Origin of the sequence: Pseudonocardia xishanensis, assembly GCF_039541715.1 — a bacterium.
Taxonomy (GTDB): Bacteria; Actinomycetota; Actinomycetes; order Mycobacteriales; family Pseudonocardiaceae; genus Pseudonocardia; species Pseudonocardia xishanensis.
Genome location: NZ_BAABGT010000086.1, coordinates 26,642 through 38,597, shown reverse-complemented (window position 1 = coordinate 38,597; position 11,956 = coordinate 26,642). Strand labels below are relative to the sequence as shown.

General features: G+C 68.6%; 15 protein-coding genes. 6 read left to right on the top strand and 9 right to left on the bottom strand.

All coding sequences use genetic code 11. The features are described from left to right. Window positions 1-191: 191 nt before the first annotated feature. The 4 genes from ABD993_RS27030 to ABD993_RS27015 all read left to right on the top strand — a co-directional run bounded on the left by ABD993_RS27030 (window position 192) and on the right by ABD993_RS27015 (window position 3,068). The gene (locus ABD993_RS27030) at window positions 192-518 is read left to right on the top strand and encodes a type II toxin-antitoxin system prevent-host-death family antitoxin (protein WP_345424387.1); all 327 of its coding nucleotides are present in this window, start codon (window positions 192-194) and stop codon (window positions 516-518) included. Next, on the top strand, window positions 515-1,276 hold the full coding sequence (locus ABD993_RS27025; RefSeq protein ID WP_345424384.1) for a Fic/DOC family protein: 762 nt from the start codon (window positions 515-517) through the stop codon (window positions 1,274-1,276). Before ABD993_RS27030 ends, ABD993_RS27025 begins: the two co-directional genes overlap by 4 nt. Before the next feature lie 245 nt (window positions 1,277-1,521). Then, the gene (locus ABD993_RS27020; RefSeq protein ID WP_345424381.1) at window positions 1,522-2,349 is read left to right on the top strand and encodes a hypothetical protein; all 828 of its coding nucleotides are present in this window, start codon (window positions 1,522-1,524) and stop codon (window positions 2,347-2,349) included. A 113-nt stretch (window positions 2,350-2,462) separates the two neighbouring features. Further along, the gene (locus ABD993_RS27015; protein WP_345424378.1) at window positions 2,463-3,068 is read left to right on the top strand and encodes an 8-oxoguanine DNA glycosylase OGG fold protein; all 606 of its coding nucleotides are present in this window, start codon (window positions 2,463-2,465) and stop codon (window positions 3,066-3,068) included. A gap of 25 nt (window positions 3,069-3,093) precedes the next feature. Here ABD993_RS27015 and ABD993_RS27010 read toward each other — a convergent pair whose 3' ends face one another. The 5 genes from ABD993_RS27010 to ABD993_RS26990 all read right to left on the bottom strand — a co-directional run bounded on the left by ABD993_RS27010 (window position 3,094) and on the right by ABD993_RS26990 (window position 6,456). Next, the gene (locus ABD993_RS27010) at window positions 3,094-3,312 is read right to left on the bottom strand and encodes a hypothetical protein (RefSeq protein ID WP_345424375.1); all 219 of its coding nucleotides are present in this window, start codon (window positions 3,310-3,312) and stop codon (window positions 3,094-3,096) included. Between the two features lie 103 nt (window positions 3,313-3,415). Continuing rightward, window positions 3,416-3,634 (bottom strand): FDXHR family putative zinc-binding protein, encoded by a 219-nt coding sequence (locus tag ABD993_RS27005; protein WP_345424372.1) that lies wholly within the window; start codon window positions 3,632-3,634, stop codon window positions 3,416-3,418. 46 nt (window positions 3,635-3,680) lie between these two features. Then, a complete protein-coding gene (locus ABD993_RS27000) occupies window positions 3,681-4,760 on the bottom strand; it encodes a hypothetical protein (protein WP_345424370.1) in 1,080 nt (359 codons plus the stop codon). Window positions 4,761-4,930: 170 nt separating this feature from the next. Continuing rightward, window positions 4,931-5,980 carry a coiled-coil domain-containing protein gene (locus ABD993_RS26995; RefSeq protein ID WP_345424367.1) on the bottom strand — a complete coding sequence of 350 codons (1,050 nt, stop codon included), beginning with the start codon at window positions 5,978-5,980 and terminating at the stop codon, window positions 4,931-4,933. Window positions 5,981-6,027: 47 nt separating this feature from the next. Then, entirely contained in the window at window positions 6,028-6,456 is a 429-nt protein-coding gene (locus ABD993_RS26990; RefSeq protein ID WP_345424364.1) for a hypothetical protein, read from the bottom strand. A gap of 429 nt (window positions 6,457-6,885) precedes the next feature. Between ABD993_RS26990 and ABD993_RS26985 the strand changes: the two genes are divergently transcribed. Further along, the gene (locus ABD993_RS26985; RefSeq protein WP_237189997.1) at window positions 6,886-7,065 is read left to right on the top strand and encodes a hypothetical protein; all 180 of its coding nucleotides are present in this window, start codon (window positions 6,886-6,888) and stop codon (window positions 7,063-7,065) included. A 207-nt stretch (window positions 7,066-7,272) separates the two neighbouring features. Here the strand turns inward: ABD993_RS26985 and ABD993_RS26980 are convergent, their stop codons facing one another. Continuing rightward, the gene (locus ABD993_RS26980) at window positions 7,273-8,385 is read right to left on the bottom strand and encodes a ParB/RepB/Spo0J family partition protein (RefSeq protein ID WP_345424362.1); all 1,113 of its coding nucleotides are present in this window, start codon (window positions 8,383-8,385) and stop codon (window positions 7,273-7,275) included. Between the two features lie 3 nt (window positions 8,386-8,388). Beyond that, on the bottom strand, window positions 8,389-9,321 hold the full coding sequence (locus ABD993_RS26975) for a ParA family protein (RefSeq protein ID WP_345424361.1): 933 nt from the start codon (window positions 9,319-9,321) through the stop codon (window positions 8,389-8,391). A 541-nt stretch (window positions 9,322-9,862) separates the two neighbouring features. Here ABD993_RS26975 and ABD993_RS26970 point away from each other — a divergent pair. Then, window positions 9,863-10,129 carry a hypothetical protein gene (locus tag ABD993_RS26970; RefSeq protein WP_237190000.1) on the top strand — a complete coding sequence of 89 codons (267 nt, stop codon included), beginning with the start codon at window positions 9,863-9,865 and terminating at the stop codon, window positions 10,127-10,129. Between the two features lie 134 nt (window positions 10,130-10,263). Here ABD993_RS26970 and ABD993_RS26965 read toward each other — a convergent pair whose 3' ends face one another. After that, window positions 10,264-10,515, bottom strand: a complete 252-nt coding sequence (locus ABD993_RS26965) for a hypothetical protein (RefSeq protein ID WP_345424358.1) — start codon at window positions 10,513-10,515, stop codon at window positions 10,264-10,266. A 94-nt stretch (window positions 10,516-10,609) separates the two neighbouring features. Then, window positions 10,610-11,308, bottom strand: a complete 699-nt coding sequence (locus tag ABD993_RS26960; RefSeq protein ID WP_345424356.1) for a hypothetical protein — start codon at window positions 11,306-11,308, stop codon at window positions 10,610-10,612. Window positions 11,309-11,956 lie beyond the last annotated feature (648 nt).

The following is an 11,956-nucleotide window of genomic DNA, read 5'->3' as shown; positions in this document are numbered from 1 at the left end:
CGCCGGACGGGCCCGGCTCGGCGACTCGTCGGCTAAGGATGAGAGCCATGATCAGTCGTTCTCTCCCCCGCTAAAGGATCAAGACCAGTATGCGCGTCGAGCGCACGCTCCACGGTGACAAGCAGATGAAGGACAGGCCTGTTAACCACGGGAAAAGCCGAATGTGTACACGTTCGTGATAGCATGGGTGGGTGCTGACACCGGAGATCCTGAGCGTGCGTGAGCTGCGTGCCGGGCTCGCCGGTGTACTCAAGCAGGTCCAGCAGCCGGGTGCCGAACCCGTGTTCGTGGGTCCCCATCGCAAGGCGGAGGCGGTCGTGATGTCGGTATCGCAGTACGAGCAGCTCCAGCAGGCCGCGGCGGTGCGCCGCGAGGCCGTCGCAGAGGCGCTGGCATCGGTCCGCGCGGAGGGTCTCGAGCCCAGCGACGAGGGTCTGAAGATGTTCGAGGCGATCGCCGAGGGCCGCATGACCCCCGAAGAGGCCCGCGAGCAGACCCTGGCGCGCTACCGCAGGTGAGCTCGCTCGACCCCTACACCGACCCCGCCAGCGGGGTCCTGCGCAACAAGCTCGGGCTCACCGACCCCGACGAGCTCGACCGGGCGGAGGCCGACCTGACCGGTTTCCGGCTCATCGAGCTGCGCCAGCATGACCTGCCCGGCGACTACGACCTCTCCCACCTGCAGGCCTTCCACCGTTTCATCTTCTCCGACGTCTACCCCTGGGCCGGTCAGCTGCGCACCGTGGCGATCGCCAAGGACGACCTGTTCTGCCTGCCCCAGCACATCGAGGGCTTCGCCGCCGACGTCTTCGGCAAGCTCGCCCGCCGCGACGACTACCTGCGCGGGCTCGAACGGCCTGAGTTCCTCGACAAGCTCACCGAGCTCCTGGGCCACATTAACGCTCTCCACGGTTTCAGAGACGGTAACGGCCGAACCCAGCGATCTTTCCTTGCTCAGCTAGCCCGCGACGCTGGCTACGCGCTGCGCTGGGAGTCGATGGACCCCGAACAGAACATCCTCGCCTCCCAGGCTGCACACCGCGGCGACGACCGGCCACTGCGACACATGCTCGAGGACCTCGTGGTGGTCTCACCGCCCGCGGAGGCAGGTTCGGCCGATCCGGCGCGTGAGCACCCAGCTCAGACCGCTGGCGCGTCCTTCAACCCACCGAAGGGCCGCCGACCAGCGGGGACGGCGGAACAACGGCCTGGCGGAGGCGTCGCCTTCCCCCCACCGCGACGCTCACCGGAACAGGGCAGAGGACCCCGCCGGTAGCGATACCGTGAGGGGTGTCGTCTGCGCCCGCAGCGTCCGAGCAGGTGCTTGATCGCGTCCCACGATCTGGCGCTGGGCCCGCACGAACCGCGAGCGTCAGCCGGTTCGGCGGTCCGAGCTCCGGAGCGACCCCGGGAGCAGGGTGTCGTCGTCAGGACTGAGGAGAACGAGATCGATTGCGCTGTTCGGCGTAACCATGCCCTCGTCACCGGCGATGACCAGGCGTCGGACCAGGAACTGGGGGCGTGGTGGGCGAGGAAATCGGCGAGAACGGGGAGGCGAAGCCGGGGGATGCGCCCGAGGACCTCGCCGCCTACGCGGCGGCGCTCGACCTGCTGGGCGAGGCACTCGAAGAGATCCTCGACGCTATCCCCCTCGAGGAGGCGGAGGAGGACGAATCCTCCGCGCTGGGTCGGCTGTTCGACGATCTCGGCGCGACCGTCGACGGCATCCGGATCTTCACCGAGCGGATCGCACCACGCTTCGTGAAGCCTCCGGAGCCGTTGTTCGGCACCGCACCCGATGCCGAGGTCGCGCAACGGTTGGCCGCTCTGCAGCGCCTGGGGGATCTGCTTCCCGCTCGGTCGCGGGCCTCCTGTGGTGCTGAGCGCCGCGAGTGGGACCGCCACGCTCAGCTGAGGCCGGTGCCTGTGTGGTGGCGCACCGTGTGGGCCGATCTGCTTCCACCACCGCTCCCCCGGACCTGGGAGGACAAGGCGGACCGCGCGCACCGGCTCTACCTCGTGGCGTGGGGTGACGGGTGGGTGAAGTACGGCCATGGGACCGACGCCCGGATCCGCGAGCATCTGGTCGACGAACGTTCCCGAGTGCTGCAGGTCGTCCAGGCCCGCCACGCCGACGTCGTGGCGGCCGAGCGCGCCCTGCGGTCCCGGCTGGTCACCGAGCCTCGACCCAGCCCGGAGCAGCTCGACTTGATGCCTCGCTCGTTCGTACGCGGCACCGAGGTCGTCTCCGCGGCGGCCGTCCGCGGTGTGGACCTGATGGACATGCTCGCCGACGCCGTCGACGTCACCGAGGACTACCCGCCGCGGGTCCGGCCGGTGGCGTCGTGAACGCCGCGGCGCACTCGTCGAGCTCGCAGGCCCCGCTATGCCGCGTCGATGAGACTCTTCCCCGACGGCAGGGTGTGGGGCTGCCCGGGGAACCGGGGCCGATCACGGTGCCGGTGGAGCGTTACCTTCGACGTCTTCCCGCCGGTTCGTGGCCCGCCGGGCTGCCCGGCAGCGGCCCGCTGTGGCGTGCTGATGTGTTCGCGGTGGCGGCGAGTTGGCGTCGAGGAAGCGCGAGTGCCCGCGACCTCACTGTCGCGGCGCTGCTGTGGGGGTTCGGGCCCACCGCCTACGGGCCCCATCGCACAGAGCGGATCCTGGCCGCCGATCCGGACGGCACGCGGCTGGCCCGCGGCCTGGAGCCGCTGCGGGCCGACGAACTCACCAAAGAGACGCTGCAAGCGGCGTACGTGTCGTTTCGGCGCGGACAGAGCGCCTACGTCCGTGGCCTGGGCCCGGCGTTCTTCACGAAGCTGATCTACTTCGCCGGCTACCGCCGCGGCCGCGGCGGGGTCCAGCCGCTCATCCTGGACAAGGTCGTCGCCGGTCGGCTCCCGGTCTCAGCGGGCCCGGCCCGGCGCTCCTCGTGGGGATGGCGCTCCGCCGACTGGATCGCCTATCTCCAGTGGGCCGCGTCGACGGCGCAGGATCCGCGGTTCGACGGCGAGCCCGAGCGCGTCGAGATGGCGCTCTTCGCAGGCACCGCGCGGCTCGGACAGTGACCTGCAGCCTGGGATGCGGACAGGCTCAGCCCTCGTCGATGAACCATTTGTCGCGTTCGCTTGCCGATGGTGCCGGGTAGGTCTTCGCGAGTGTGGCGATGTGGTCGCGGCCATTGCTGTTCAGCTCGTTACGGAAGACGCCCATGGCCAAGCGGATGACCTCGCCTGGCTCGATATCGAACGCCTTCGAGGCGGCGGCGATGAAGGCGGCCTCGTCCTCAGGGATCTGCGCGGTGAAGTCCACGAACGAACGCTAGCGAAAGTGCCCGATTCTGGGGACCCGGCCGACTTCGAGCTTGCCGAGCCCGCGCAGCGGAGGGTTCTGTCCGCTCACCGCCCGGGGCTGTTCAGGCGGACTCGAGTAGCCGGACCCAGATGCCGTTCTTCGTCTGCACGAGATCGAGGTCGTGTCCGTTGAGGCAGGTTCCGGAGCGGCGGTGTGTGTCGAACAGGGCTGCGTCGTCGAAGGTGTGACAGCAGGTCCGGCAGTGGGCGCGGTCCATGCCCGCCCAGCGTGCGCCGCAGCGCACGCAGTGCTGCTGCAGCATCTCGGGCCGGTCGCGCATGGAGCGAAGCCTACGGCGACCAGGAACACCACGACGCATCAGCGAACTACGCGGCTTCGTTGATCTCGTCTGGACTCTCGTGCAGCTGCCTGAGAAGCGACGTGGCCAATGCGCATGCGATGACGGCGTTGGCGGGGCTGTACTGCCGAAGACTCACAGCGTGGGCCGATGCGTGACGGTTGAAGTTCTCCGGGATCGCATCACCGTCATGGAACTTGCCCAAAGCGATGATCACCGGGACGTGCGAGAGCGCCCAGCGCATCTCGGCGATGGAGGCATTGTCGTGGCGTTGCCGGATCTCGTCCTTGACCTTGGCGTAGTACTGGTACTTGGTCGGGGGTACGACCTTGCGCAACGTCGTGTCGACGATGCTGGCCGCCAGTGACTGCGCAGGCTCGAGATGGCCGTCGACGGCTGCGTCGAGCGCTTTGCCGAGCAGCGTGGCGAGCTCAGCGAGTTCTGGGGACGTCACCTCTCGGAGCACGGCGACACAGTCTTGCAACACCTCGTCACGGTTGCGCTCGAATACCGCCGCTCGGTCGGCCTCGGGAGCATCCAGCAGTTCCTGCAGCACGCTGGAGCGCGGTACCCACGCTGTGGGGTACCCCGCCTCGGCCAGGTCCGAGAGAGGATCCACGTAGTCGTTCTTCTGATCATCCGACCAGTTGGGTGGGCAGCAGCGCATGTAGGCGTCGATGAAGGACTGAGCGTCGACGCTCCTGACCGCGGCCAGGATCTCCTGGCCGAGCTCCAGCCTCGGGAGAAAGCTCGAGTAGTCGGGTAGCGACGCCTGCACAGCCTGGATCGAGTCTCGGACCCGGTTCATCGTCTCGTTGCTCGGGCCCACCAGACTTTCGATGTCGACGTTGAGGCGGTAGACATCGCTGAGCTGGTCCATCATCGGGCTGATGTGGGACTGCAGGATCTTGGCCGCCTCATCGGCCGCCCTGCGGATCGCAGGGTTGTCGGCGGCTCGGGCCAACCGGCCCTGCAGATCGAGGAAGTCCTCGACCGGGCGACGGACCTCGTCGTCGAAGCGCTCGGCTTCCCCCACGGTCTCGCTCGACTCGTCGACGGCCTCGTCGTCGTGCCTCTGGTCGTCCGGCTCGTCGGTCTCGTTCGTCACCGCGTCCCCTCGCTCCTCAAGTCTTGAGGGAGGAGCCTACGGAGGGGTACTGACACTTCGAGTGCGAACGCGTTCAGCGCCAGATCTGCTCCCAGACGGCGAGCCTTCCCATGCGCGGTCGCCGCGACGGGGCCCTTGTTTAGCCGTCGGCCGTGGCCGCCGTGGGGCGGTCAGCTTCCCGTTTGCTCGTCGGCGGAAGCAGCGGCTTCGGAAAGCTGACGTCTGAGCAGCTCGAGTTCGTGGTCGGTGGCGCCGAGGCGGCGGTGCAGATCGGCGAGCTGGGCGGCGTGGTCGGCGATGAGTTGCTCGCGTGTCGCGGCGTGTTCGGTCCGTAGCGCTTCGAGGTCCGCCTCGCGGCGCTGCGCGGCCGCCTCTGCGGCGACTGCGGCTTCGTCCTGCAGACGTCGGAGAGCCGCCTCGTGCTCCGCGCGCTGCGCGGCTGCGGCTGTGTCGCGGTCGGCGAGCTCGGTGCGATGGGCGTCGAGCAGGTCCCGAGTGCGTGTGCGTTCGTCGGCGAGGGTGTTCTCGGTGAGGCGCAGGGTGGCCCCCACCGTGGCGTGCTGGTCGCGTAGCTCGGCGAGCTGGGCAGCGGTGGCCTCGACGAGCTCGTCGGAGCGCTGGAGCCGTTCGGTGAGCGCGGTGAGCCGTCCCTCGGCGCGCAGCTGCTCGCGCGACGCGGCCGCGGCGTCCTGTTCGGCGCGGGCGCGGGCCCGTTCCGCGGCGTGGGCCAGGTCGACGGCTTCGGCGGCGCGGGCGCCCGCGGCGTCGACCTCGTCGCGGTACTGCGCGGTCAGTGCCTCGGCGGCCTCGCGGGCCCCGCGATCGGCGGCCGCGGTCTCCAGGGCCCGGTCCCGCGCGGCCAGCGCCGCGCCGGTCTCCTCGCCGACCTGGCGACCGACGGTGGTGACGGCCTCGAGAAGCCGGTCGAGGGGGCCCTGGGCCTCGTCGAAGCGCTGCCCGAGCTGGTCGAGCACCGCGGGGGTCAGTGCGCTGTCGGCGGTGAGCAGGGAGTCGACGGCGACGAACGCGGCCTCGGCGGTCTTGCAGGTCAGGTCGTTGGGGCCCCAGGTCTTGCCGTCCTGGCAGTAGCGGGGTCGGTTGCCGCGCCCGGTCGACACCGGCAGCGGGGCCCGGCATTGCCGGAACGCGCACAGCCGCCCGCCCTCCCCCACGGCCGCCGCGGTGTCGACGGGCTCCGCCCGGGCGGACGAGGCCTCCACGGCACCTCCAGCGGCATCGTCAGGGCCAGCGGGGATCTCGGGCGTACTCATCGGGGCGCATCCTCTCCCCCGCGCCGCGCCCCTGTGGCCGCGCCCCCGCGGGATCCGTCGTCCGCTGTGGTCGGCCCGGTCGGCCTGGGCAGCGGTGCGCTGAGGTGCTCGGCGATGGCCTGGGCGATCGGGTCGGAGGGGTGCAGGTCCAGGAACGCGGCCAACGCGCGCAGACCGTCGAGGGCCTCGCGTTCGCGGGCGGCCCACTCCCCCGCCGGGTAGAGGGCCTCGCCGGCGGCCACCGCGGCCCGACACGACCGGCCGCGGGCGCGCACCGCGGCGATCCGGACCCGCCGCGCGGCCGCGCTGGCAGGCGTGTCGCCGACGGCCGGATCGTCGACGGCCGGGACCGGGCGCCGGGCGACCGGCCCCGCCGCGGATGACCGAGCAACGCCCTGACCTGGGACTTTCCGTGCGTCCGACACGATCCACCGTCCAGAACTCGGAACTCTGTATTTATAGTATGACTCAAATCGTGCGAATACAGAACGACGAGCGCGGGTCAACTCGGGAGAAGTCCCCTTATCCGGGGTCAGATGGAGGGCGCGGGAACGCGGCCCTTAGTGGCCCCGAGGCGGGTTGGGGCGGGGCAACCCCGCGCCCCCTCCGAGGGTGGGGCGGTCTAACTGGCGCCCACCGTTTGGATGCGTTGGCGGATCCCCCTCCGCCGCGGGCGTGAACAGCCAGCCCCTGTTGCTGCTCTTGTCATAACGCAACCATGGAGACGGGCGAGCGCCAACCAGGAGATCTCCTTGAACATCGGGAGGTTTGCCCTCGCGGCCCCCTTGCGCCGCGCGAGAGCGGCGGCGACCTATTGCGCTCTGCGACCGGAGGGCGAACTACTCTGCCTGGCTGTGGCCACCCTGATCGACCGCATGACGTCTGCCGGGATCTCTGACGAGCGCGCCCGTGCGTACATCCAGGATGGCTGGGTCCGGTCCGGCGAAACCGTCCTAACTGATCCGGAAGCCGAGCAGGAGGCCTACTTCGTCATCGCCCCGGGCGTGACTCAGCATCAGACAGAGAGCGCGTGATCGCTCTCGGGTCGACCAGCTGACGAAGGGCCTCGGCGTAGTGGATCCGCGCCCCATCGACCGGCTCATCGAGCTCAACGCGGACGCCCAGGGGCTCGTCCGGGACGTCCACGCCTGTGACGGTCCCCATCGTCGAGTGGACCTTGGAGTTCGGTCCGGCTCGGTGTATCCAGAGCACTCGGTCTCCGGGTTTCGGCCAGCTCAACGTCAGCTCGCCGCGAAGTCTCGCTGACCCTCGATCGCGCGTTTCGCCGCTTGAAGGTGCCGACGACCCTCGGCGAGACGGTGACCGAGGTCCCCATCGCCACCGTCCGGGATCGCGCCGTCAAGACTGCTGAGGGCAGCCTCAACCATGCTCATGACCGTGAGCATGGTGCTCTCGAGCGTGTCACCGGGAGGGGAAGAGGACTGCGGGGCCGGTTGCTCGGCGGGGTCGCTCAGGCCCTCATCTGAGGCCGCACAGCCCGTAGTCGCGTGATCGTTGTTGGAAACCGGGTTTCCAACGCCACTCCCCCGTGTCTCGCCCGCCTCCTGGACGGCCTCAGATCCGGCACCCTGTTCCGTCGCGGCCTCAGACTCGGAGGCCTGGCCTTGAGCCTGAGGTTCGGCTCGTGGCGTGGCAGCCATTTTGGCGAAGGGCGGCCCACCAGCCAGTCGCATACGCTGCTCGTTCTCGGGCAGACCACCGAGTTCGCGCGCCTGCTTCGTGTTGAGCCCCCCGTCCCGCAGGAGCGCCTGAAACTCCGGAAGGAGTTGGAGCAACACGACGCGCTGCTTGACGTAGGTGTGGGACTTGCCGATGGCCGCCCCCACCGACCGGAGGGTCTCGCCCTCCCGCTCAAGGCGGCGCTGAAGCTGGGAAGCTTCGAGAAGGGGCGGCAGATCCTTCCGATGGATGTTCTCGATCAAGATGCGGTCGTCGAGATCCTCGGCGGATTTGATGTCCTCGATGACCCTGACGTCGAAGTGGGGCTGTTCGGCAAGCACGGCCGCGGCGCGCCGTCGGTTGCCGATGATCACGACCCAGGGGGCATCGTTGAGGAGCCCCTCGCGGTCCGGATAGACACGCAGGTACTCGTCCAGGGAAGCGATCAGCGCGGGCTGGAGCTGGCCCACCCGTCGCATGGACTCGGCGAGCTCCATCAGCTCGGGATCGTCGTCGTCATACCGCGGATTGCGTGGGTTCGCCTGGACGTCGGACAGCGGGACCCGAGTCGGGGTCGCCATGCGGCTGCGAAGCGCGTCGTGTGCAGCCGCGCTCCTTGAGCTTGCGCTCGGCCGGCGGCTCTCCATCGCGGCGAAGTCCTTCTTCCTGGACATTCGTCAGTCACTCCCCTGCGAGTTCTGGGCATCCGCTGACAGCGACTCCAGCGGCGGCAGACCGGTCCACTCGTGCTCAGAACTCAGCCCCGCCGCGACGTCCAGGCGAGTGGCGATGCGGCGATAGGCGTCTGAGATCGAATGAGAGGGCTTGTAGTCGACGACTGTGGCTCCCGACAGCCAGGCTTCCTCAACCACCGCGGCGAGCGGCAGATGCGCGAGGATGGGAAGCGCCGGGATGCCGGGAGCAGGGTTGCCGTAGCCCTCCAGCTCCTCCATCTTGAACTTCGCGATGCCAGAGAGCGGGCGGCGATAGATGCCCGGGACCAGGCCGTACAGCTCGCGGCGCGGCAGCCGCATCTCCTCCTCGATCACAGCGATTTGCTCGATGAGCAAGCGGAGTGCCCTAAGGCTGGTGTTGTTCGGCTGGACGGGGATGACCAGTCCGTCGGCCGCCACGAGTGCGTTGTCGGTGAGGATGTCGAGTGAGGGCGGGCAGTCGATCAGCACGTGGTCGTACGTGCCCTCCGGCAGCCCCTCAAGCAACCGGGCCAGGCGGGACTCGGGCATCCGGGTCCGACCGTAGAGCTCCCTGACCACCAAGAACATGGCGACGCTGGTGGGGATGAGGTCGAGTTGGCCTCCGCTCGCGTGAGGCTTCCGTCGAAGGATGAGGTCCTCGACTGGACCTTCGTACTTGCCGACCAGGGCGTGCGCCAGGTTCGGCAGGTCGGGATCGACCTCGTCCTCTCCAAGGGCCTCTGTCGTGAGGTGCCCCTGAGCGTCCAGGTCGATGAGGAGGACTCGCCGACCACGTTCTGCGAGTGCACCGCCAGTGCCGACGGTGAGACCCGTCTTCCCGACCCCGCCCTTCTGGTTGAGGATCGCGGTGATGCGGGGGAGTGGCGAAGCGGCGTGCGAGGGGCGAGATTCCACAGGTCTACCTCTGTGAGTCGTCGTCGGAGAAGACGCGCTGGTCAAGAAGCCAACGCCGCCAGTAGGCCACTCGGTCTGCGTCGGGTTTGAACTCGGTGGGCCAGCCGTCAGTCGCAATCTGGCGAAGAACGTCACGAACTCGACTGCGGCCCACACGCGTGCGGGAGTTGATCCGAGCCAGGTGTGGATCGACGACGGCGTGCATCGCCCGAGCAGTCTGGTCAAGAGTAAACGGGATGGGTCTGTAGACCACGAGGACCTCGTCCCCGTGCTCGTCGCGCCTCGCGACCAGCGCACTTTCCCTCATGGACACCTCGAACAGCGCTAGTCAGGTCAGTACCGGGAACTGTACCGGCTAGCTCGGCGAGTCCGTCGGGGACACGCCGGCTCATTGCTGAGTGCCGAGGCGCACCTATGGAGCAAGTCTGTGCCTGGAAACCGGGTTTCCAAGCCCATCAGTCCATGAAGGCTGAGCGAGGACGCTGCCTGAAGTGGGTTGACCAGCTAGAGGTCGAACATATGTTCGTATACTGTGCCTCTCGTGTCCGAGTACTTGAGTCCTGCCGCCGCTGAGAAGCACCTCCTGGTCGCCGCTGCTGCGGAGCTGCGACACCTTGCCCAGCAGGGCGCATACGCGGGACTCCGCGGACGGGATGTGGGCTTCTCGTTCGCCGCGGCGCTCGACTGCCTTGTGCAGGGCAGAGACCCCCGGCGAGACCTGGTGAAGGGTGCCGAGCGTCTGGTCTATGGACCTGATGGCCCGAACGATCCGCGTGCCAGCCGCTCGAAGGGACTCGGCAACTACTAGGAAGCGTCCCGAGGCCTCGGCGGTAGTAACTGCGGCGACCGCACGGCGTCTTGGAAACCGGGTTTCCAAGACACCGCATGGAGGAATGGCCCCTGCGGGGTGCGCGACCAGCGGTTTTCGTCCCCCGGGAGCCGTCAGTCGACGGTCAACGCCGGAACTGTGTCGCGAAAGTGGCGGCAGCTAGGCCAGCCGCACACAGGGCAGGTCGGGATGTCGCGCGGCAGGGGAGTGTCCTCGGCGGGAGACCAGGCCACGCCTGGCACCTCAGAGAGGGGCCGATCCTCGACAGCCTCATCGACCTGCGAGGCGTCGACGAAGTAGCCGAGCTCACGAAGCTCCATCGCCATTCGGGGCGACACCATCCCCGACACCTCGCCAGCGGTCACCGACGGACCGTAGCAGCGCGTCAACCGCGGCACGGGAAGTATGAGCGCAAGCCAGTGGAGGGCCTGTGGGCGGAGTCCTGAGCCGCCGACAAGATCATCGTGCACCGCCGGGATAGGTCGAGAACAGCTCGGACCAGCGCGCGAGGGCCTCCTGGAGCGGATGGCTGTCCTGGAGCGTGCGAACCTCAGGCGAGGAAGAGAGGGCCGCCAGCGCAAACCGGACAAGCTGAAGAGCCCCGGGCGTGCTGGCGCCTTCGCGCAGGTCACGACCCACTTCCGCCAGCCAGTCTGCGGCCTCCTCATCGGCCAAGTGGATATGGGCGACGCCGACCGCGGCCGCCGACCGGATCTGAGCCTGATGCCGGGCGATCCACTCCAGCTCGACGCCTCGTTGTCGCTGGTCCGGTCCACTCGCGCCCGTCGAGACGACGGCAGGCTGACCTCGTAGCCGAGCGACCTTCTCCTGGCTCGCTCTGCGACGGTCGTGCACTCCCTGGCGGCTTCGGATGCCGAGCCGTTGGCCGACCAGGCGAGGGGGGACTCCAAGTCGCTCTGCCTGCTCCAAGAGCCAGAGCTCGATCGTCTCTCCCGACCACCACAGGAAGAGCCGAAGTTCGAGACCATCGAGCACGTCAGCTTCCCGGACCCAGGCCGGGACGCCCTGGCTGTACTTCCGCAGGTAGTCGAGTACTTCCATGGGGGCGTCCGACAAGCGCCACGCGTTCGGGTCGTCGATACGGCGGCGCCGCTCCACTATCCGTTCGATCGCAGCATCGGCCTGCTCGGCGCTCACGGAAGGCGGTATGGCCACCGTCAGATTTTCTCTGACGCACCCGGGGAAGAGCCACATGGATCGCCGCTGGTCCGGACAGGTGGCCCACGCGTTACGCGCGGCGCTGTCTGTCAGAAGCGACCGAGAGGAGCGCCTCAAACGGACATAGCGGACCGCGGTCTCTCCGGGAGTCGCCGTCCTGTATCCAAGCCGCTGGTCACGGCACGGTCTGGCCAAGGAGGGACGGGTGTGCACGCTGAGGTGGAGTGGGCCAGTTCCTCGGCTTGGACCTGAACCCGTCCAGCTCGCAGCGGCACGAACTCTCGCAGGGCCGCTGATCCGGTCTCGCATGAAGGTGACCCCTCAGTGTGGCGAGGTCAGGGACCTGGCCGGCGACGATGTAGATGACGCTCCGGGCGACGGCCCCCGCACGGTCGATGTAGCGCTGATGGAACCGCCTTAGGCGAGGGTCACGTCCACGCCCGATTCGACGCTGTGGCCCCCGGTTGCGATCCATCAGCTCACGGAACAGGTGCTGATGCATGCCTGCCTCGAGGCGAGCCCGGTCCCCGAAGCCCCTCGTGCACGCGTGCGCGCACGTCGCGTGTGGCCCCGGGGGAAGGGCTTCCAGAGTACGAGAAATTTCCCGCTGCCGACGTCAGTAGGCCG